At 61.5% G+C, this 20838-nt stretch carries 19 protein-coding genes; 8 read left to right on the plus strand and 11 right to left on the minus strand.

Going from position 1 to position 20838, the window contains the following annotated elements; genetic code table 11:
- Window positions 1-8: 8 nt before the first annotated feature.
- From phoB to DET50_RS02295, 4 genes are all read right to left on the minus strand, one after another.
- The gene (gene phoB, locus DET50_RS02280) at window positions 9-701 is read right to left on the minus strand and encodes a phosphate regulon transcriptional regulator PhoB (protein ID WP_092003304.1); all 693 of its coding nucleotides are present in this window, start codon (window positions 699-701) and stop codon (window positions 9-11) included.
- A gap of 77 nt (window positions 702-778) precedes the next feature.
- Window positions 779-1666, minus strand: a complete 888-nt coding sequence (ubiA, locus tag DET50_RS02285) for a 4-hydroxybenzoate octaprenyltransferase (protein WP_113861278.1) — start codon at window positions 1664-1666, stop codon at window positions 779-781.
- Window positions 1667-1750: 84 nt separating this feature from the next.
- Window positions 1751-2296, minus strand: coding sequence for a chorismate--pyruvate lyase family protein (locus tag DET50_RS02290; protein ID WP_113861279.1), 546 nt, complete (start codon window positions 2294-2296; stop codon window positions 1751-1753).
- Window positions 2277-2834: a hypoxanthine-guanine phosphoribosyltransferase gene (locus tag DET50_RS02295; RefSeq protein ID WP_113861280.1), complete on the minus strand. Its 558-nt coding sequence runs from the start codon at window positions 2832-2834 to the stop codon at window positions 2277-2279. Before DET50_RS02295 ends, DET50_RS02290 begins: the two co-directional genes overlap by 20 nt.
- A gap of 301 nt (window positions 2835-3135) precedes the next feature.
- Between DET50_RS02295 and DET50_RS02300 the strand changes: the two genes are divergently transcribed.
- From DET50_RS02300 to DET50_RS02310, 3 genes are all read left to right on the plus strand, one after another.
- On the plus strand, window positions 3136-3303 hold the full coding sequence (locus DET50_RS02300) for a rubredoxin (protein ID WP_008173532.1): 168 nt from the start codon (window positions 3136-3138) through the stop codon (window positions 3301-3303).
- A 17-nt stretch (window positions 3304-3320) separates the two neighbouring features.
- A complete protein-coding gene (locus DET50_RS02305; protein ID WP_113861281.1) occupies window positions 3321-4475 on the plus strand; it encodes an FAD-dependent oxidoreductase in 1155 nt (384 codons plus the stop codon).
- A gap of 117 nt (window positions 4476-4592) precedes the next feature.
- A complete protein-coding gene (locus DET50_RS02310; RefSeq protein ID WP_113861282.1) occupies window positions 4593-5450 on the plus strand; it encodes an acyl-CoA thioesterase in 858 nt (285 codons plus the stop codon).
- A 15-nt stretch (window positions 5451-5465) separates the two neighbouring features.
- Here DET50_RS02310 and DET50_RS02315 read toward each other — a convergent pair whose 3' ends face one another.
- The 3 genes from DET50_RS02315 to DET50_RS02325 form a co-directional block, all read right to left on the minus strand.
- Window positions 5466-8033, minus strand: a complete 2568-nt coding sequence (locus DET50_RS02315; RefSeq protein ID WP_113861283.1) for an EAL domain-containing protein — start codon at window positions 8031-8033, stop codon at window positions 5466-5468.
- Window positions 8034-8118: 85 nt separating this feature from the next.
- A complete protein-coding gene (locus DET50_RS02320) occupies window positions 8119-8565 on the minus strand; it encodes a flavodoxin (protein ID WP_113861284.1) in 447 nt (148 codons plus the stop codon).
- 78 nt (window positions 8566-8643) lie between these two features.
- A complete protein-coding gene (locus DET50_RS02325; RefSeq protein WP_113861285.1) occupies window positions 8644-9747 on the minus strand; it encodes a GGDEF domain-containing protein in 1104 nt (367 codons plus the stop codon).
- Between the two features lie 205 nt (window positions 9748-9952).
- Here DET50_RS02325 and DET50_RS02330 point away from each other — a divergent pair, with 205 nt between their 5' ends.
- A complete protein-coding gene (locus tag DET50_RS02330; RefSeq protein WP_113861286.1) occupies window positions 9953-11515 on the plus strand; it encodes an inorganic phosphate transporter in 1563 nt (520 codons plus the stop codon).
- An 88-nt stretch (window positions 11516-11603) separates the two neighbouring features.
- Complete coding sequence (locus DET50_RS02335) at window positions 11604-11870, plus strand: hypothetical protein (protein ID WP_092003337.1); 267 nt, start codon at window positions 11604-11606, stop codon at window positions 11868-11870.
- 236 nt (window positions 11871-12106) lie between these two features.
- Here DET50_RS02335 and panP read toward each other — a convergent pair whose 3' ends face one another.
- The 4 genes from panP to DET50_RS02355 form a co-directional block, all read right to left on the minus strand.
- Window positions 12107-13783 carry a pyridoxal-dependent aspartate 1-decarboxylase PanP gene (panP, locus tag DET50_RS02340; protein ID WP_113861287.1) on the minus strand — a complete coding sequence of 559 codons (1677 nt, stop codon included), beginning with the start codon at window positions 13781-13783 and terminating at the stop codon, window positions 12107-12109.
- 190 nt (window positions 13784-13973) lie between these two features.
- Window positions 13974-14315 carry a DUF503 domain-containing protein gene (locus DET50_RS02345; RefSeq protein ID WP_113861288.1) on the minus strand — a complete coding sequence of 114 codons (342 nt, stop codon included), beginning with the start codon at window positions 14313-14315 and terminating at the stop codon, window positions 13974-13976.
- Window positions 14316-14511: 196 nt separating this feature from the next.
- Window positions 14512-16212, minus strand: a complete 1701-nt coding sequence (locus tag DET50_RS02350; protein WP_113861289.1) for an acyl-CoA dehydrogenase family protein — start codon at window positions 16210-16212, stop codon at window positions 14512-14514.
- A 2-nt stretch (window positions 16213-16214) separates the two neighbouring features.
- Window positions 16215-16844 carry a TetR/AcrR family transcriptional regulator gene (locus DET50_RS02355; protein WP_113861290.1) on the minus strand — a complete coding sequence of 210 codons (630 nt, stop codon included), beginning with the start codon at window positions 16842-16844 and terminating at the stop codon, window positions 16215-16217.
- Window positions 16845-17120: 276 nt separating this feature from the next.
- Between DET50_RS02355 and DET50_RS02360 the strand changes: the two genes are divergently transcribed.
- The 3 genes from DET50_RS02360 (at window position 17121) to ppk1 (ending at window position 20837) form a co-directional block, all read left to right on the plus strand.
- Complete coding sequence (locus DET50_RS02360) at window positions 17121-17342, plus strand: hypothetical protein (RefSeq protein ID WP_092003349.1); 222 nt, start codon at window positions 17121-17123, stop codon at window positions 17340-17342.
- Window positions 17343-17615: 273 nt separating this feature from the next.
- A complete protein-coding gene (gene hemB, locus DET50_RS02365) occupies window positions 17616-18638 on the plus strand; it encodes a porphobilinogen synthase (protein WP_113861291.1) in 1023 nt (340 codons plus the stop codon).
- A 54-nt stretch (window positions 18639-18692) separates the two neighbouring features.
- A complete protein-coding gene (gene ppk1, locus DET50_RS02370) occupies window positions 18693-20837 on the plus strand; it encodes a polyphosphate kinase 1 (RefSeq protein ID WP_113861292.1) in 2145 nt (714 codons plus the stop codon).
- Window position 20838 lies beyond the last annotated feature (1 nt).

Genomic DNA, 20838 nt, shown 5'->3' on the forward strand with positions numbered 1-20838 from the left:
GGCAGTGCTTATGCGGCTCTGGTGGAGAAGCGGTAACCGGTTCCCCGAACCGTCTGGATCAGGTGGTCGTACTTGTCTCCCAGCGCCTTGCGCAGCCGCCGGATGTGGACATCCACGGTGCGCTCCTCGACGTAGACGTTGCCGCCCCAGACCTGGTCCAGAAGCTGGGAGCGAGTATAGACCCGTTCCTGGTGCGTCATGAAGAACTGGAGCAAACGGTATTCAGTCGGGCCCATGGTCAGGGCGCCTTCCTCGGTGGTTACCCTGTGGCCAACCGGGTCCAGGGTGAGGCCCTCCACTTCGATTGGCGAGTCGACGCCGGGCGGGGTGGCGCGGCGCAACACGGCCTTGAGGCGGGCAACCAGCTCGCGGGGGCTGAAGGGTTTGGTGATGTAGTCATCGGCTCCCACTTCCAGGCCCTGGATCTTGTTGTCTTCCTCGACCTTGGCGGTGAGCATGATGATCGGAATGTCGGCGGTGGCTTCGTCTTTCTTCAGCCGCCTGGCCAGCTCGACGCCACTGGTGCCCGGAAGCATCCAGTCGAGCAGAACCAGATCCGGTTGCTTGTCGACAATCAGGGCATGGGCTTCCCGGGCATCCGCTGCCTCAATGTAGTCGTAATCTGCCATTTCGAGGGCTACGGCAATCATTTCCCGGATAGGGGCCTCGTCATCGACGATCAGGACAGTTTTTCCATTCATGGGTTTGTAACCTGTGTCAGACCTTGATTTGTTGCTGCCTCATTACAACGTCGAAGTATGACAAGTATATGACAGCCTCAGCTGAACAACAGGTCGATCACCAACCCGGCAAAGATTGCAAAGCCGGCCCAGTTGTTATTCAGGAACGCCTTGAAACAGCCCTCCCGTGCCCGATCCCTGGCCAGGTACTGATGGTAGGCAAACAGGCAGGCCATGACGGCGACCCCCAGATAGTAGAACACGCCCAGCTCCGCCCGGTGGCCAACCATGACCAGGATCAGGATGACCAGGGCCTGGAGCATGCCGATGATGGCCTTGTCGGCATCCCCGAACAGGATGGCGGTGGACTTGATGCCCACCTTGAGGTCATCGTCCCGGTCGACCATGGCGTAGAGGGTATCGTAGGCCACGGTCCAGAGTACGTTGGCGGTGAACAGCAGCCAGGTCAGCTGGCTGAGTTCGTTGGCCTCCGCCGCCCAGGCCATGGGGATGGCCCAGGAGAAGGCGGCACCCAGGAAAAGTTGAGGCAGGTGGGTATAGCGTTTCATGAACGGATAGATGAACGCCAGGATGACTCCACCAAAAGACAGGTACAGTGTCAGGGTGTTGGTGAACAGAATCACCATCAGGAACGAGATCAGGCACAGACCGGCAAACAGGGCAAGGGCCTCCCAGGCCTGGATGCGCCCGGCCGTCAGCGGCCGGTCTTTGGTGCGCTTGACGTGTTTGTCCCAATCCCGGTCGGCAAAGTCGTTGATGGCGCAGCCGGCGGCACGCATGAAGAACACGCCCAGGGTAAAGATAATGATATTGCCAATACCGGGATTGCCGTCGCCGGCGAGCCAGAGTGCCCAGTAAGTGGGCCAGAGCAGGAGCAGTGAGCCGATGGGGCGATCGATTCGCAGCAGTCTGGCGTAATCGGTCAGGCGGCTCTGGACGTGGTCGGGCATGGCGTTCGGGATCATGGCGCGCATCCGGTTGCAGCAAATGGAAAAACGGAAAGATCTGCGGATTATAGCCAGCCGGTTCCGGCCAGTTAAAGGTCGGGCTCAGGAATACAGGATCGGCAACAGGTATTCGCCCACCAGCAGGGCGTGATTTCCGTCATGGAAGATCGAGCGTCGGGCCAGGCGAGGTTGCTCGCTGCCCTGTGGCGCACACAGTCCGGTTTCCAGAGGGCCCCGTTGCCAGCGGGGGCTGCTGAACAGGTAGGCGCCAAGGGGTTTGTTGCCCAGGTTGCGCAGGATGCGGTTTCGCCCCTCCAGGCAGCCCAGGGGGATGATGGTGCGGGCCAGCACCCAGGGGCGCCCGTCCCCGCAGAGCCGGACCTCGCGGATCCACGCCTGCTCACGCTCGGGTATGGCCAGCCGTTGCGCCTCTTCGAGGGTGGGGCGGCCGAAGCCTTCCCGCTGGATCTCGACGTGGAAGGATTCGCGGCATTCTTTCTGGAGGGCACGGGTAAACGAGCCCTCCAGCTGCAGCCAGTAGCGGGCCGGGCCACGAACCTCTGGGTTGCGAAGGCTGGCTGCGGCAAGGGAACGGTACCAGCGGGTCAGGGGAATGCCGGGTTGGTGCTCAGAGTCCCTTGACGGCATAGATCCCGGGGGCGTTGCGCCAGTAGCCTTTGTAGTCCATGCCGTAACCGAACAGGAAGCGGTCTTCCACTTCCAGGCCGGTGAAGTCGGCCTTCAGGCCGGGGCGGGCCTTGCGGTCGTGCTGCTTGTCCACCAGTACCGCGGTCAGCACCTCGGCTGCACCATGGGCCAGGCAGTAGTCCGCAATCGCGCACAGCGTAGTGCCTTCGTCGAGAATGTCATCGACGATCAGTACGGTACGGCCATTCATGTCGGCCTCGGGCTGGAGCTTCCATTCCAGGATGCCGCCGGTGGTTTCCTGGCGGTATCGGGTAGCGTGAAGATACTCGGCCTGGACCGGGAAGGTAAGCCGGGTCAGCAGCTGGCCGGTGAGGATCAGGCCCCCGTTCATTACACAGAACAACAGCGGATTGCTGTCCTTGAGACGGGCGGTAATGTCGTCAGCCAGATTGCCGATGGCAGCCTGTACCTGCTGTTCGTCAACCAGGCAGTCGGCCTCGGCCATGACCTGGTTCATTTCGGCGACGGTATCGGTCATAACGGTCGGATCCTGTCTAAAACGGGCGATTATACCGGAGTGGCTGGTCAGAAGGGAGGGGCGGTTGCGGGGGCCAATATCTGTATTTATGGCTATTGGCAGAAAACTCTCCGGGTGGCCGTCCGTAATGGCATTGGTGTCGGGGAAAGCGGCCGGTATGATTACCCGTAAAGCCATGGTGGCCTGCAATGACAGCAGTCAGTAGCCGGGAACAGGCAAAAATAACTTGCGTGTACGATTGTCGGACAATTAACATGCGCGCAGCGATTCAACTATATGCGAATGTTCGGGGAGAGTATTGATGAAAAAGTGGCAGTGCGTGGTCTGTGGACTGATCTATGACGAAGCCGAGGGCTGGCCGGAAGACGGTATTGAGCCGGGTACCAAATGGGAAGATGTACCCGAGGACTGGGTGTGCCCGGATTGCGGTGTGGGCAAGGAAGACTTCGAGATGATCGAGATCGGTTAACGCACGGGAGTACCGCTATGTCTGAACAGGCCCCCATCGTTATTGTCGGGACCGGTTTGTCCGGCTACTCCCTGGTCCGGGAGCTGCGGAAACAGGACAAGGACACCCCGGTGGTCATGGTTACCGCTGATGACGGCGTCAGCTATTCCAAGCCGATGTTGTCCACCGGATTCACCAAGGGCAAGGATGCCGATGGCCTGGCCCAGGCGTCCACCGAGGCCATGGCGGAGCAGCTCGATGTCCGGCTCCGGACCTTCACCACGGTGACCGGTATCGATCCCGAGGCTCACGAACTGATCCTCGGCGATGAACGACTGAAGTACAGCAAACTGGTGCTGGCCTGGGGTGCGGATGTGATTCGCCTGACCATTGCCGGTGATGGCCAGGAACATGTGTTCTCCATCAATGACCTGATGGACTATCGGGCCTTCCGCGGCGCGCTGGCCGATGGCCAGCGGGTGGCAATCATGGGTGCCGGTCTGATCGGCTGCGAGTTCGCCAACGATCTGCGCAATGGCGACTACGAGGTGGACGTTATCGCGCCATCGGAAGTGGTGATGCCGGGCCTGTTGCCGGAGCCGGCCGCCAATGCCGTGCAGCAGGAGCTGGCAAACCTGGGTGTCCGGTTCCACCTGGGGACCGTGGTCGATCGGATCGATCGTCAAAACGGTGGCGTCCGGCTGACCCTGGCCAACGGCGAGAGTCTCGAGGCGGATGTTGTCCTCTCTGCCGTGGGACTGCATCCCCGCACGGGTCTGGCCGAAAGCGCCGGTCTGGATGTTGGCAAAGGCATCAAGGTGAACCGTGCCCTGGAAACCTCCGCCCCGGATATCTATGCCCTGGGGGATTGCGCCGAGGTGGATGGCCATGTACTGCTTTACGTGCTGCCACTGATGGCCTGTGCCCGGGCGCTGGCCAAGACCCTTACCGGCGAACGCACAGAAGTGAGTTATGGCACCATGCCGGTGATGATCAAGACCCCATGCTGCCCGACCGCCGTGTGCCCGCCCCCGTCCGGGGCCGACGGCCAGTGGGAAGTGGAGACCGAGGGTACCAGTGTCCGTGCCCTGTTCCGCAATGGTGCGGGAGAGGTGTTGGGGTTCGCAGTGACGGGTCGCTTCGCCGTGGAAAAACAGGCGCTGGCGAAGGAAGTACCGCCCATCCACAACTGAGCCCGTCATGGCCTGTGGTAGCGGCGTCATCACAGGCCATGCCTGCTTGTCATTGCGAAAAAGCCCTACTTGGGGTAGAAAACCTCTTCGTGAGCTAATTAATTGACAGGAGCAGGCATGCTAGAAGTCACACAGAAGCTGGTGGAGCTGCTGGACCTTTCGCCCATCGGCGACGATCACTTCCAGGGCGACAGTGAGGACCTGGGCTTTCCCAACGTGTTCGGTGGCCAGGTTCTCGGCCAGGCGCTGATGGCGGCCAGCCGCACCGTTGAGGGTCGTCTGTGCCACTCTCTCCATGCCTATTTCCTCAGGCCCGGCAACCACAGCATGCCCATCGACTATGAAGTGCAGCGGGTCCGGGATGGCGGCAGCTTCTCCGTACGCCGGGTGATCGCCCGTCAGGACGGCAAGGAAATTCTCACCGGCTCCATGTCCTTCCAGGGTGAGGAACCAGGCTTCGAGCACCAGTTCGATATGCCCGATGCGCCCGAGCCGGAAAGCCTCAAGTCCGAACAGGAGCTGGGCCGGATCCTGGCACCACAGGTGCCCGAGCGCTTCCGGGAGACCCTGACCCGGGACCGGCCCATCGAGATCCGCCCGGTGGATCCGGTCAATCCGTTGCAGCCGGAGAAGCGTCCGCCCTACCGGCAGAGCTGGTTGCGGGCCCAGGGTCCGCTGCCGGAGGACCCGGTACTGCACCGGTGCCTGCTCACCTACGCTTCCGATTTCCATTTCCTGGCCACGTCCATGCAGCCCCATGGCCTGACCTTCACCAGCAAGAACATGCAGGTGGCCAGTCTGGACCACGCCATCTGGTTCCACTGGGATTTTCGCATGGACGAATGGCTGCTCTATGACAAGGACAGCCCGAGAAGCTCCGGTGGTCGGGGCTTCAACCGGGGCAACTTCTATAACCGGGACGGCGTGCTGGTAGCATCCACCACCCAGGAAGCGCTGATCCGCAAACGTTCCTAGTGTCCCGCCCGGACACTAGCCCAGTTTGCGAGAGGGCTGGCGGCCATTGGCGTTGAGCCAGTCCAGGAACTCGTCCACCGGCAGCGGCGGTGTCACCAGGTAGCCCTGGATCATGTCGCAGCCCATGTCTCTCAGCAGGTCCGCGGTCGCCTGATCCTCCACGCCTTCCGCCACCACCTGGTAGCCCAGGTTGTGGCACATATCGATGGTGGTCTGGACGATGACCCGGTCTTCGGCCTGGCTGGGCAGGTCGGTGACCAGGGAGCGGTCGATCTTGATCTCGCTGGCGGGCAGCTGCTTGATGTACGACAGCGAGGAGTAGCCGGAGCCGAAGTCATCGATGGAAACCCGGATTCCGGCGGCATTCAGGGCATTGAGGGCCTCCAGCGAGTTGGCCGGGTCCAGCATCATCGAGGTTTCGGTGACCTCGAAGGTGACTGCGCCCCGGTGGCCATCGTACTGATTCATCAGGCGCTGCACATAAAGGGAGAAATCCGCCTCCCGCAGGTTGTTGGGCGAGATGTTGGCGGACAGCTCCAGATCCCAGCCCTGCTCCAGCAACTGCGTGCGAAGGCGCAGTGACTCTTCCAGCACCCAACGGGTCAGCGGCTTGATCAGCCCGGTCTGCTCAGCCAGAAGGACGATTTCGTCAGGGCTTGCCGTCTTCTGGCGCCCCGGCCACCGTATCAACGCCTCCATTCCCACCACCTGGCCTGTGGTCAGGGACTGCTTGGGTTGCAGGTAGAGCGCCAGCTCGTGGCCGTCCAGGGCCTTGCGCAGTTCCGAAACCATGGTCAGCCGATCCGCGCTGTAGGCATCCCGGGACGGCTTGTAGTAGGCCATGCCCCGATCCCGGGCCCGCTCGGAGCCCTCGGCGATGATGGCACGACGGATCAGGGTATTGGCGTCGCTGCCGTGGTCCGGGAAGATGGCCACGCCCATCCGCAGGTCCAGCGGAACCTGCATGCCCAGGTAATCGATAGACTGGCGCAGGCTGTCCAGACCGGTGACCACGGCCCGGGGCGCGGCTTCGGCCAGGGTGGCATCGACGATGAAGCCGAAGGACTGCTGGTCAAGGGAAGCCAGGAAGTAATTGCGCTCATCGGTCTGCTCGACCGGGAGGGCTCCCGGTATGGTCTGGACCACCGAGTTGTAGTGCAGGGCCGCCAGTTCCAGGATCCGGTCGGTATTGCGGTGGCCAAGGGTTTTGGTGACCGAAGGCATGTTGTTCAGGTGCACCACGGCAATGCCGTAACGTTTTTCGGGATGCCGCATGATGAGGTCATTGAGCATCATCTCGAAGCTGCTGCGGTTCGGCAGGCCGGTGAGAGGGTGGTGCAGGGCCTGATCCATCAGCCTTAGTTCCACGCTTCGGCGGGCTTCGAGGGCGCGAAGCTCCGCTTCCCGGGCCAGTACCTTGTCCTGGCGTTCCTGGTAGATCCTGCTCGCCATGGCCAAGGCGAGCAGGACGGCCTGCAGGGCCGAGCCAATCTGCATGGCATAAACGCTCAGGAAGCTGTTGGGTAGCAGCCCGTACTTGTTGGCTGCGGTCACCGCACTGCCCAGGGTCAGCGCACCCCAAGCCAGGGTGTAATAGATTGCCTGCCGGTTGCCCCGGAGCCATTGCTGCGGGCCGAGCAGTGTTAGCAGCAGGCAGCTGGGTATGGTCAGGGCGACTACCAGACGGATCGCGGTGTTGTAGTCGGTCAGGAAAGTGGCCACCGCCGCGATGGTATTAAGAATAATGGCGAAGCTAACCACCCGGGCGGTGGCGGGGCTCTGGTTCCTCAGCTGGAGAAACGCATGGGCAAACCAGAGTGTGAAGACCATGGCAAAGGGAATGCCCAGCACCATGGACCGGTTCTGTATCTCCGGATTGGCCGGCCACAACAGCTGGTAGGCGATGCCATTCAGGCTGCCGATGATCACCAGATAACCCAGGGTGGAGAGCACGTACAGAAGGTAAATCTTTTCCCGCAGCGCGATGAAGATGAACAGGTTGAAGCAGATGACGGTAATCAGGATGCCGTAATAGACGGCATGGATCAGATCCTCGAAAAACGCGCTCTCGAAGAAATCCTTGTCGTGCCACAGGTGCACCGGCACCTGCACCGCTCCACTGGTGCGCACTTCCAGCAGGATCTGCTGGTTGGCTTCAGGCGCATGATCGAAGCGGAACAGGAAGTTGCGATAGAGTACCGGGCGTTCGAGGAAGGGCAGCCGGTCGCCGGCCGTGGCCTCGCTTACGATCTCACCGTTTTCCACCAGGAAGAAACGGATGTGGTCCAGATGGGCGTAACCGATTTCCAGCAGATTGATATCGCCCCGCTCGGGAACCGGGAAGCGCAGCCACACGGTTTTTCGGATATAACCGAAGTTCGGGCTCGGGTCTTCCAGTGACTGCCAGCCGTCCATCTCCAGAGCCTGCGACGGGGTTGCCGGTGAGTCCGGGTCGGTCAGCAGGAAGTCCATGTCCGGACGCACGCTGTTGCCAGCAGCAAAGGATGGGACTGCCAGGACCGACAATACTATCAGGGTGAAGAGAAGCTGGAACGGGCGGGTCGGGGTCACAGGTTGTCGCATTTCTTATCATTGTCTCCCGAGTATGGCCCGTCGTTACCAGTGGCTCAAGCGCCGGATCGACCTTCCATGCGTTTGTTGCAACCGCTCAGAGCTTCTTGATCCAGTCCCGGACCCAGGGCAGCGCCTTGCCTTCCGGTTCCATGGTTTCCATGGCATCGATACGCAGGGTGTCTCCCACTTTCCGGGCGGCGGTCTCATACAGGGCTTCTTCCATCAGCTCGCCGGCTCCGCAAAAGGTGTCACCGTAGGAACTGTCGCCCAGCACGATGATGCCGAACGGGCGCCCGGGTTGCTGCGGCAGTTGCTCTCTCAACTCGACATAGAAGTGCAGCAGGTTCTCCGGGATCTCGCCCTGGCCCGTGGTGGAAGTGCAGACCAGCAAGGGCTCGTCGTTGGACGTGATATCCGGGAGCTTCGGATTCTCCAGCACCGTGACCTGGTGGCCGTCGGCCTCGAGTTCCTTCCGGATCTCCCGTGCGGTCATCAGGGCGCCGCCGTAAACGCTCCCGACCAGAATTCGGATTGCTGTCATTGTCAGTCCTGTGAAAGTTGCCTTATTCGGACCCTGTGCCCGAGTCGCGCCTGATCATAGCGATCGAGGTGCCCGCTCTCAAGCCGGCGAACCCATGGGGTGGTCCTCACCGCGGCTGCGAACCCGTGGCGCGATCCGGTTGCGCCCTGCGTCCTTGGCGTTATAGAGGTTGAGATCGGCCTGTTTGAGCAGTTCATCGATGGAGGCCGCCTTGGCGATGGAGCAGACCCCGGCACTGATGGTGACCGGCAGGCAGTGGCTCTTGAACCGGAAGTGTGCTTGGGCGACCTCCGCCCGCAACCGCTCGGCCAGGGTGAGGGCCTGGAGCAGCGACGTGTCCGGAAGCAGCAGCAGGAATTCCTCGCCGCCCCAGCGGGCGGCCAAGTCGGTCTGGCGGACGACGTCCCGCAGCAGGGCCGAAAACTGGCGCAGGACGGCGTCGCCGGCGTCATGGCCGTATTCGTCATTGATGCTTTTGAACAGGTCCAGGTCAATGAGCACGATGGAGAAATGGTGCCCGGCCCGCTGGTACCGTGAAAACTCGCTGGCCAGCCGGTGTTGTATGTCCCGACGGTTGGACAGGCCGGTCAGTTCGTCGGTCCTGGCGGCGTGCTCGTGAGTCACCACCAGTTCCAGCAGTTCATTGCGGGCCCGGAGTCGTCCGGCCTCCAGTACGAAACAGAAGATGGATTCGAAAGTGAGGGTGGCAAAAAAGCGGATCTTGAAGTCACTGGAATACTCCGCAGTGACAAACGGCAAGTCGGGGAACTGGAACACCACCGCGGCCACCAGGTAACAGATGAGCAGAACCACCGTGCCGGCTTTCAGGCTGGTCAGGAAAAACAGCAGCGGCGGAAAGACATAGAACCACAGTGGACCGGTATTGCTCTCGCCGCCGGAGGCGATCAGGTACGCGAACAGCAGGCCCACCACCACAATCAGGCCGCCTTTCTGGCGCACCCCGTTACCGCTCAGGGCAAAGTACACCATGTTCAGTCCCACCAGGACGGAACAGGACCAGAGCACCCAGCTATGCAGCGTGTGCCCGGAGTACCATGCCTTGAGCCCGATACCCAGCAGGAAAAGGATGGCCGCGAACGACAGCCACGTCAGCAACCTCGATACCTGCGCATCCTCGCGCGCACCGGCGGCCTGGTGGCTGATGGACTGGGACTGATTCATAGGAGATTCAGGGTTTTATTGTATTTTTTGGCGTCATATCTGGTCATTATGCGCCAATTGGTGGCGCGTTCGCGGTTCTGGATCACAGTTGCGGATGCTGCGTATCCATATGACCGTCAGGTTTCAATTTAGTGACAAAAAAATTATAGTTGCCGCGCGGCCCAACGGCCTGTTTACATTCCGACCAAATGAGACCTGATCTGTTATGGCCCGTTCAACCGGATTCCTGGATACCGTCCTCACCAGCCCTTCCACGGAAAGATACAGGGTCGGAATCAGCCTGCTGTTCCTTCTCGGCATCTGGCTGACTGTTGGTTCTTTCAGCGATGGAATGCCCGGCAGCATGCTGTTGATGGCTGCGGCCGTTATCGGTGGTTACATGGCGATCAACATCGGTGCCAACGATGTCGCCAACAACGTGGGCCCGGCGGTGGGCTCCGGAGCCCTGTCCCTGGGGGCGGCGGTCCTGATAGCGGCAGTCTTCGAGGCTGGCGGGGCGCTGGTTGCCGGGGGTAATGTGGTGTCCACCATCAAGGGCGGCATCATCGACCCGTCCACGCTGGACGATGGCCGTGCCTTTATCTGGCTGATGACCGCGGCACTGCTGGCGGGCGCCCTCTGGCTGAACCTGGCTACCTGGATGGGCGCGCCGGTCTCCACCACCCATTCCATCGTTGGTGGCGTCCTGGGGGCCGGTATTGCTGCTGGTGGCTGGGGCATTGCCGACTGGGCGGTCATGGGCAAGATTGCCGCCAGTTGGGTCATCTCGCCGGTGCTCGGCGGGGCGCTTGCGGCCCTTTTCCTGTTCGCCATCAAGAAAACCGTTCTCTACCGCCAGGACGTGGTGCCGGCGGCCCGCACTTTCGTGCCCTGGCTGGTGGCTATCATGGCGTGGGCCTTCGGCACCTACCTGATGATCAAGGGCGTCAAGAAAGTGATCAAGGTCGACTTTCTCGAGGCTTCCCTGGTGGGCCTGGTCGCGGCTGCAGTGGTCTTTATGGCGGTGCGCACCCTCGTGGGCCGCAAGGCGTCCACCATGGAGAACAGCTCCGCCGGGGTAAACACCCTCTTTACCTGGCCGCTGATCTTCGCCGCTGCCCTGCTCAGTTTCGCCCACGGTGCCAACGACGTGGCCAACGCCATCGGTCCGCTGGCGGCCATCAATGATGCCCTGGCAGGCGGCGCCGTCGTTACCTCTGCGGCCATTCCGTTGTGGGTGATGATGGTCGGGGCCCTGGGTATTGCCGTCGGCCTGATGCTGTTCGGACCGCGCCTGATCAAGACCGTGGGCAGCGAGATCACCGAGCTGGACAAGACCCGGGCCTTCTGTATTGCCCTGTCCGCGGCGCTGACCGTGATCCTGGCGTCCCAGCTGGGGCTGCCAGTCTCCTCCACCCACATTGCCATCGGCGGTGTCTTCGGTGTCGGTTTCCTGCGGGAATACCTGAAGCGCAACTACGCAACCCAGTTGCACAAGATCATCGAGCACCACGACCCGGACGAGCAGGAGCGCCTGAAGCCCTTCCTGGACGATTTCCGCAATGCTTCGGTGGAAGAGATGGAGAGCCTGCTCAAGCAGGCGAAGAAACAGAAGCAGCAGGTGCCGCTGTCCAAGTCCGAGCGCAAGCGCCTGAAGAAGATCTACAAGGAAGAGATGGTCAAGCGATCACACCTGGTCAAGATTGCCGCCGCGTGGATCATTACCGTGCCGGCCTCTGCCATCATGGCCGCGATCCTGTTCTTCACTCTTCGGGGCTTGTTGATCTGACCGGGCTGGTTGTATAAAGCCAGTTTGGTCATACTATCTGAAAAAGGGGGTGTCTCACCCCCGAGCCTATCTGTCCGGGGAGTGAAGTATGAGTTCATCCGTTGAAAGCCGTCAGGCGAAGATGATTGACGAGCTGAGGACCTTCATCAAGAAGGTGCTGAGCGATCCGACCATTGCCGTGAAGTCCATGGAAATCGCCCGCAAACACCGCGGCCAGCCGAACGCCAACGAGCTGATTGCCGAGGAAATCAGTGCCAGCACCAATATCCGGATTCCGGAGAATTGGAGCGAGGCGGACCGGATGTTTCTGGATATCATCCACGATGTGCTGGATGACGAAGAGGCGCTTTACTGATCAAGATGTTGTGAGTCCCCCCGGTAAGGTCTGGCCAGGGCCGAATGCTTATGATTGGTCTGACTGAACCTCGGAGCGGGGAAGGGGGAAGGATCTCCCGAAACCGTGCGGAGCCATGGATGGCGGAGCCGAGCGTACAGGGACGTATTCACAGCGTGTTTTGGGAGATCCTTCCCCCTTTCACGCGGACTTAGGTTAACCCGCCTTGCTTTGAGGCCTGTCTGGCACCCCCAGAATCAGGCCTGCCGTGCGCTGGGCTCGTGCTGCTTGAGGACCGCGTCGGCCATCTGGTGCAGGATGGTCATCTCGTCAGAGATCCCTTCTTCTTTCGACAGCTCACGCTGTTCCTTCAGAATATCCGCCAGGATTTCCCTGGTAGTCAGCGGGTTGGCCAGCACCACACGGAAAACGATGCAGGGGAAGTGGTAGTAACGGGCCGGCTCCAGCCGGGTCCGGGAGACGAACGCCTTTCCCCGCTCCCGCTGGGTTTTCTGGATAAACTTGGTGATCCGGTTCAGACAGGTGTTCAGTTTTTCCGCCTGTAGCTCATCGGCGACCGCCAGCGCTTGCTGCACGTCCTCCGGGCAGTAGCGGTAGGTGAGGATGTTCAGTTCCGGCTTGGTGACCAGCTCGAAATCCGCCTCCGCATTGATCATGTCCGCAAAGGTGTGGGCCTTCTCGATACCCTGGTCGATCAGGATCTCGTAGCCCTCGCGGCCGAGGATCTTCAGGCCGGAATGGATCAGCATGGACATGCCGGGCCGGGAGCCTTCCAGGGTGGTGCTGCCAAGGTCCCGGGAGCCCTTGCGGATGATGTACTGGGCATGATGCTCTACCGCGGTTGGCAAGGTAGGGTCCTTGAACACCACCAGGCCGGCGCCCATGGGCACGTATAGCTGTTTGTGGGCATCGAAGGTGACGGAGTCCGCCTTCTCGATGCCACGCATCAGGGTCTTGTAGGTGCGGGAGAACAGGGTTGGCCCGCCCCAGGCGGCATCCACGTGGAAGTGGGCGCCGAACTCCCGGGCGATATCGGCCACTGCGTCCAGCGGGTCCACGTTGCCGGTTTCGGTGGTACCGGCCACGCCGCAAATGGCCATGACCTTGATCTTCTGCTTCTGCAGCTCCAGGCACTTGTCCCGCAGGGCATCCGGCTGGATACGATTCTCGTCATCGGTATCCACCGGCACCAGGGCATCACGGCCCAGGCCGAGTACGTCGGCGGCCTTGCGCAGGGAGTAGTGGCCGCGGCGGGACACCAAAATGGCAGCACCTTCATACCCGTAGTATTTCAAGGCCCGGAACAGACCTTCCTGGTGCAGGCCACGGAAGCTGCCCTCCGCCGGGAAGGCGCGGTTGCGGGCGACCCACAGGGCGGTCAGGTTGGCAATGGTGCCGCCAGAGCACATGACGCCCAGGGTGTGGCGGGGGTCGTGCATCCACTTGCGGTAGAAGGAACCATCCTCCTGGTACACCAGCCGATGAATCATGCCCAGCACCTGGCGCTCCATGGGCGTAAAGGCCTTGGAGGTTTCGGTCTTCACCAGGTTCTGGTTCAGGGCGATCATGATCTTGGACAGCGGCAGCATGAAGTACGGCAGTGCCGAGGTCATGTGCCCGATGAACGCCGGGGATGCAGTATGTACGGAGTTGGCCACGAGCTTGTCCAGCAGGAACTGGGCCTGCTCGGACACGAACACGGGTTTCTCCGGGATGTTGTACTCGGCAAAGTCTTTCTCGACTTCCGAGAGGTCCCGCTCGACCGCAACGATATGCTCCTGCAGGAAGCCTGCAAGATTGCGGGAGATGTCCTGGTCGATACGGCTGAGAGTGGATTCCGGTGCCTCGGGCACGGTGAATACACGGTACATCGCCTCGACCGAGGCCTGGGCGGATTTTTTCTTTCCGGTCATAGGCACCACACAGAATCAGTGGTCGTCCGCGGGGCTGGTTCCGGATGCCCCCCGGATTCGGCCGGATCCATGTCCGGCATTGGCAAACTGTAAACCTGCATCTGGCAGGTGCGCTGACGTCCCTGAGGGGCGGTAGTATACGGCCTGGCAGGCGGCTGCGCCACACGCCACTGCTCCGGGGCCCCCGGGGTCAGAGAATTTCGCGCTGCACTTCCAGTATGGCAGCATCTATGCGGTCCTGGATGGCTTTTTCAACCAGGTCCAGGCGTTGGCTGATCTGCTGGGAGGAGGTGCCCAGGGCGGCGACGGTCCAGGTGGCGCAGTCGAGGGCTTCCTGATCGGCGGTTTCGGCCACTGCCAGGTCCGGTTCTTTGCCCCAGACGGCGCGCAGGGCGGTGAATACCTTGCGTTTGGCTTTGAGGTCTTCGCAGCCATAGAGCTGGAAGTGCAGTATCATCACGCCTACGTGGGGGGTGATGACGGGCTGTTGGGGGTTGCTCTCTTTGAGCAGTTTTCGGAGTGCTTCAGACATAGGTATTCCGACTAGGGTGCAGGAACCGGTGAGGGATGGCTTTTCAAAACCCGCTCCTTCGGCACGTCCCTGTGACGCTTGAGCTCCGCCATCCATGGCTGCGCACAGTTTTGGAAAGCCATCCCTCACCGGTTCGCCAACAAATCAGGTGGAGTCTCCGGGGCTGGGAATCAGAATGGCCCGGGAGACACACCAATTAGCCTACTACAGGCGTCGCCCGTTTGATAATGGCCGCGGCGTCGGTGCCCGAGGGCAGGTTGCCGTAGTTCATGCCGCCGTTGCTTTCCAGCCGGGATGCGCAGAAGGCGTCAGCCACGGCGCTGGGAGCGTTGCGGATCAGCAGGGAAGCCTGCATCGCGAGAGCCATGCGATCCACCAGGTTGCGGGCGCGGTACTGGAAATCGCTGATGTCGGCGAAGTCGTTCTGCAGCTGTGCCAGGAAGCGGTCGAAGCGGGCATCGGCGCCTTTGGCTTCGGCGGCCTCGCGGAAGAAGGCTTCGAGAGTGTCGGGTTCTTTCTGCATGGCCCGGAGGGTGTCCAGGCACTGGACGTTGCCGCTGCCTTCCCAGATGGCGTTGACCGGGGATTCCCGGAACAGGCGGGGCATGATGCAGTCTTCCATCACGCCGCTGCCGCCGATGCATTCCATGGCCTCGTAGGCATGGTTGGGGGTGCGCTTGCAGATCCAGTATTTGCCGACCGGGGTGGCCAGGCGGGCCAGCAGGCGTTCGTGTTCCTGGTCCTGGTTGTCCAGGGCGCGGGCGATGCGCATGGTGTAGGCCAGCGCTGCTTCACTTTCCAGGACGAGGTCGGCCAGGACGTTCTGCATCAGCGGCTGGTCGATCAGGCGGTTGCCGAAGGCGCTGCGGTGGCGGCAGTGGTGGGTGGCCTGGGCCACGGCCTGGCGCATGCCGGCGGAGCTGCCGATCATGCAGTCGAAGCGGGTCATGGCGACCATTTCGATGATGGTGGGTACGCCGCGGCCTTCTTCGCCGACCATCCAGGCCAGGGCACCGCGCAGTTCCGCTTCGCTGGAGGCGTTGGCGACGTTGCCCATCTTGTTTTTCAGGCGCTGCACCTGCCAGGGGTTCTTGGTCCCGTCCGGGCGCCAGCGGGGCATCAGGAAGCAGGACAGCCCGCCGGGTGCCTGGGCCAGTACCAGGAAGGCATCGCACATGGGGGCGGAGACGAACCACTTGTGGCCCACCAGTTCGTAAGCCTGGCCGGGGCCTTCGGTGCCGACCGGGTAGGCAAGGGTGCTGTTGGCCCGGACATCGCTGCCGCCCTGTTTCTCGGTCATGGCCATGCCGATGGTGACGGAACTCTTTTCGGTGTGCGGCACGTTGCGGGGATCGTAGCTGTTGGCCAGGATTTTCTGTTCCCATTCCCGGGCCAGTTCCGGTTGTTTGCGGATCGAGGGGATGGCGGCAAAAGTCATGGTGACCGGGCAGCAGTGGGCCGCCTCGACCTGGGAGTGCATGTAATACCTTGCGGCCCGGGTAACATGGGCGCCGGTGCCGGGGTTGGTCCAGGGGCTGCTGTGCAGGCCGTTTTCCAGGGCGATGCGCATCAGTTCGTGGTAGGACGGATGGAAGTCCACTTCGTCGATGCGATGGCCGAACCGGTCGTGGGTATTGAACACCGGTTTGTTGGTGTTGGCTCGAAAGCCGAGATCGATGGTGTCAGCCTTGCCCGCCAGATCGCCAAAGGCGCGCAGGCTCTCCACGGCGTGGCCGGCGCCTTCCCGTTCCGCAGCCTCCCGGAGGGCCTGGTCGTGGTCGAACAGGTTGTAGTTCTCCAGTGCCGGCGGCTGGTTGGTGACTTCATGGGTCACCGCAAGGTAGCGGTCCCCGGTGAAGGGTGCGCTTGCTTCGGGCTTGGGCTGACGGGCGGTCATGGCTACCTCCTGGTGCCGGTCAACCCCTGCATGCAAAAACGGATGATGGAGTCGACCAGTTTGTTTTTGTCGATATCGGCAATGGTTATCTGGCCGGCCAGCGTCGGTGACAGCGGGCCCACCAGGCTTTCAGCAATGGCGCCGACCAGGCAGGTACTGCTCTGGCGGGCGTCCTGATCCGGAATGCAGCCTTCCTCGATGCCGTCCCGGATCGCCTTTTCAAACAGTTCGGCGTAGGCCCTGCGGTAGACCAGCCGTTCCTCTTCCAGTTTCGGGTCCACCGGCTCGGCAATCAGTGCCCAGGCCATCATCGGCCCGCGCATGGCCCGTTCCGCGAATTGGCGGAGCGCGGCCTCAAGCCTGACGGCGGCATCCCCGTCGGTATTCAGGGCTTCCGCGACCTTGTCCACTTCGCGCTGGGTGGCGGTCCGGAAGATTTCAGCAAACAGGTCCTCTCTGGATTCGAAATGCCTGTAAATAGTTCCCGTGGCAACGCCGGCCAGGCCCGCAATGCGGGTGATACGGGCACTCCGGAACCCTCCGTTGGCGACGCATTCATAGGTGCAGTCGATGATGCGTTGGCGTGCCTGCGCCTTGCGCTGGCGCATTTTCTCCGTTTCGCGATAGGCCATGCCGGCTCCTTATAAGCAGTGAATCATTATTCATTTCTTGTGTCAACGAATCAGGGTGCGCGTCCCCAGTTATTTTGCCATGTAAAATCATGGGCTTATTTTAGGTTACAAAAAATTACAAAAAAGACGTTGCCAGGAAATAGCGCGGTAAACAAAACGAGATTATAAAGACGCCAAGACGAGGCCGCAGGCGGTATTTTCGTCGAAACAGAGTGTGTTCGCCCGCTGGGGTTGGACATCACTTTCGGATCTGTTTTCGTTGATGGAGAGAAGACCATGAGTGAATTCGACGAAAGCAACCTGGAGCAGTCAGGAAACTGGAGCAGCGACAGCGACGACACCCATTCCGTCGCCGGTCGGGCCCGGGTACGTGCGCAGCTGGAGGCCGATATTGCAGCCTTCTTGCAGCAGGGCGGCCAAATCCAGCAAGTGGATACCGCCTTCCGTTCCGACTCGCCTCGCAAGGTGGAAGTGGGATTCAACAATCGTTCCCTCTGATTTCGGCCAGGGGCGGAGCTACTCCGCCCCTTGTCCCGTGATCGGCCGTTCCCCGATATTTTGCTGCTGATAATAGCAGCTGGTTGAGTATTTGGCCGACTCTGTCCGTTGCCTCATGCGGGCCCTGTTGTCATATATCTGTCACCGATCCCTGCTAGTGTCCTCCCGGCAACTGCAACCACGGGCCCTTGCCGTGTATCATGGCGAGAGCAGGCGTTCCGGCGCCAGGCAACCAGTCCATCCCTACACTGTTGCTTTACCAGGAGGTTACCCGTGCCAAGTCCCACATCCCGTTCGTTCCCCGCGACCCGTTTGCGCCGCAACCGGGCCAGTGACTTTTCCCGCCGGCTGGTCCGGGAAAACCAGCTGACGCCGGACAACCTGATTTATCCGGTCTTCGTGCTGGAAGGGGAAGGGCAGCGGGAGACGGTGCCGTCCATGCCCGGTGTGGAGCGCCTGAGCATTGACCTGCTGGTCGAACAGGCCGCGGAACTGGTGGATCTGGGAATTCCGGCGGTGGCGTTGTTCCCGGTGGTGCCGGCGGACAGGAAGAACCTGTCAGGCTCCGGTGCCTGGGATTCTGACGGCCTTGCCCAGCGGGCAGTGCGTGCCCTGAAAAAAGCTTTTCCGGAGCTTGGGGTCATCACCGATGTGGCACTGGATCCGTTCACCACCCATGGCCAGGACGGCATCATCGATAATGACGGCTATGTGCTGAATGATGTCACCGTGGAAGCCCTGGTGAACCAGGCGCTTTCCCACGCCGATGCCGGCGCCGATGTGGTGGCTCCCTCGGACATGATGGACGGCCGCGTTGCCGCTATCCGGAACGCCCTGGAGACCGCCGGTTATGTGAACACCCGGATCCTGGCCTATTCTGCCAAGTATGCGTCGAGCTACTACGGCCCGTTCCGGGATGCGGTGGGTTCCGCCGCCAACCTGGGCAAAGGCAACAAGGCCACCTACCAGATGGATCCTGCCAACAGCGATGAAGCCCTGCACGAGGTGGCGATGGATCTGGCCGAGGGCGCCGACATGGTGATGATCAAGCCCGGCATGCCTTACCTGGACATCGTGTACCGGGTAAAGAAGGAACTTCAGGTGCCCACCTTCGTTTACCAGGTGAGCGGTGAGTACGCCATGCACATGGCAGCGGCGGAGAATGGCTGGCTCGATGGCGACGCGGTGATGATGGAGAGCCTGATGGCCATGCGCCGGGCCGGCGCTGACGGTATTCTGACCTATTTTGCGGTTCGGGCCGCCCGTTTGATGCGGGAACAGCGGCGCGGATCCTGACACACTGGAACGCAGCCCCGGCCGATCGGGGCGCAAGTGCGGAATCGAGGAACGATGACAACTGAAACAGCAAAAACACAGGCGGTGGTGGACGGTGACCAGAGTATTCCGGCGCCGGTGGAAGTGCCTCCCACCGGTGAAGAGATCAATCTGGATGCCAGCGAAAACTACTTCAACCGGGAGCTGAGTCTGCTGCAGTTCAATTACCGGGTGCTGAAGCAGGCTCTGGACACCACCCATCCTTTGATCAACCGCCTGATCTTCTGCTGTATTTTCAGCAGCAACATGGACGAGTTCTTCGAGATCCGGGTTGCCGGTCTGCGCCAGCAGATGAAGTATGGCCGGGAAACCATCGGTGCCGACGGGATGATGCCGGAGCAGGCCCTCAGCGAGATCAGCCGGGTCGCCCACGAGTACATCCACGAACAGTACGACATCCTCAACAATGTCCTGATTCCGGAAATGGAACGGGAAAACATCCATTTCGTTCGCCGCCGGGAATGGACGCCGGAGCAGGCCGAGTGGGTGCGCAACTACTTCGAGGAAGAGATCCTGCCAGTGGTCAGCCCCATCGGACTGGACCCGTCCCACCCGTTCCCGCGCCTGGTCAACAAGAGCCTGAACTTCATTGTTGAACTCGATGGCAAGGACGCGTTTGGCCGGGAGACTGGCATGGCGATCGTGCCCGCACCGCGGTCCCTGCCACGCCTGGTGCGCCTGCCGGACGAGGTCTGCAATGGCGGTGACAACCTGGTGTTCCTGTCGTCGATGATCCACGCCCATGCCGACGAGCTGTTCCCCGGCATGGAAGTGAAGGGGTGCTACCAGTTCCGCCTGACCCGTAACGCGGACCTCGAGCTGGAAGATGACCTGGAAGACCTGGCCTCGGCCCTGCGTGGTGAGCTGCTTAGCCGTCGTTTCGGTGATGGTGTGCGGCTGGAGGTGGCCGACAACTGCCCGCAGGAGCTGGTGCAGTTCCTGCTGACCGAGTTCGGTCTGACCGAGCGGGATCTGTACCAGGTACATGGACCGGTGAACCTGACCCGGCTGATGGCGGTGGGAGGTCTGGTGGACCGGCAGGACCTCACCTATTCCGGGTTTTCGCCCTCCATTCCCCGGCAGATCCGCAGCAAGGAGTCGATGTTCGACGCCATCCGCAAGCGTCCGATCCTGCTGCTGCATCCTTACCAGAACTTCAGCCCGGTCGTGGATCTTCTGCGCCAGGCCGCCAAGGACCCCCAGGTACTGGCCATCCGCCAGACCCTGTACCGCACCGGCGCCGATTCCGAGATTGTCGAGGCCCTGGCGGACGCCGCCCGCCGTGGCAAGGAAGTTACCGCCGTCATCGAGCTGCGGGCGCGATTCAGTGAGGCCGAGAACCTGGAGCTGGCCAGTCGGCTGCAGGAGGCCGGGGTGATCGTGGTGTACGGCGTGGTGGGCTACAAGACCCACGCCAAGATGATTTTGATCGTGCGCCGTGAAGAGGGTCGCCTGCGTCGCTATGTGCATCTGGGGACCGGTAACTACCACGCCGCCAACGCCCGGTTGTACACCGATTACAGTTTCCTGACCTGTGACGAGTCGATCGGCGATGATGTCAACAAGCTGTTCCAGCAGCTCACCGGCATGGGCAAGGCCCTGAAGATCAAGAAGCTGTTCCATTCGCCGTTCACCCTGCACACGCGCCTGTTGAGTCTGATCGACCGGGAAGCGGGTTTCGGCGAGAAGGGCCGGATCATTCTCAAGTTCAATGGTCTGACCGAGATCCAGCTGATCAAGGCGCTGTACCGGGCGTCCCAGGCCGGTGCCAAGATCGATCTGATCATCCGGGGGATCTGTTGCCTGCGCCCGGAAGTGCCCGGGCTGTCCGATAACATCCGGGTCCGTTCGATCATCGGCCGGTTCCTGGAACACACCCGGGTCTACTATTTTGGTAACAACGGTCGCCCGGAGGTGTACTGTTCAAGTGCCGACGGCATGGAGCGGAATCTGCTCAGCCGGGTGGAGACCGCCTTCCCCATCGAGGACCCGGCGCTGGTGGCGCGCCTCCGGGAGGACCTGGATACCTACCTGGCCGACAACTGCCAGTCCTGGATGCTGCAGCCGGATGGCAGTTACATCCAGAATCAGCCGGCCGAGGATGAGGAACGCTTTGCATCCCAGCTGGTCCTGCTCGAGCGACTGACGGGCAAAACCTGAC

Source organism: Marinobacter pelagius (genome assembly GCF_003315345.1).
GTDB lineage: Bacteria > Pseudomonadota > Gammaproteobacteria > Pseudomonadales > Oleiphilaceae > Marinobacter > Marinobacter pelagius_A.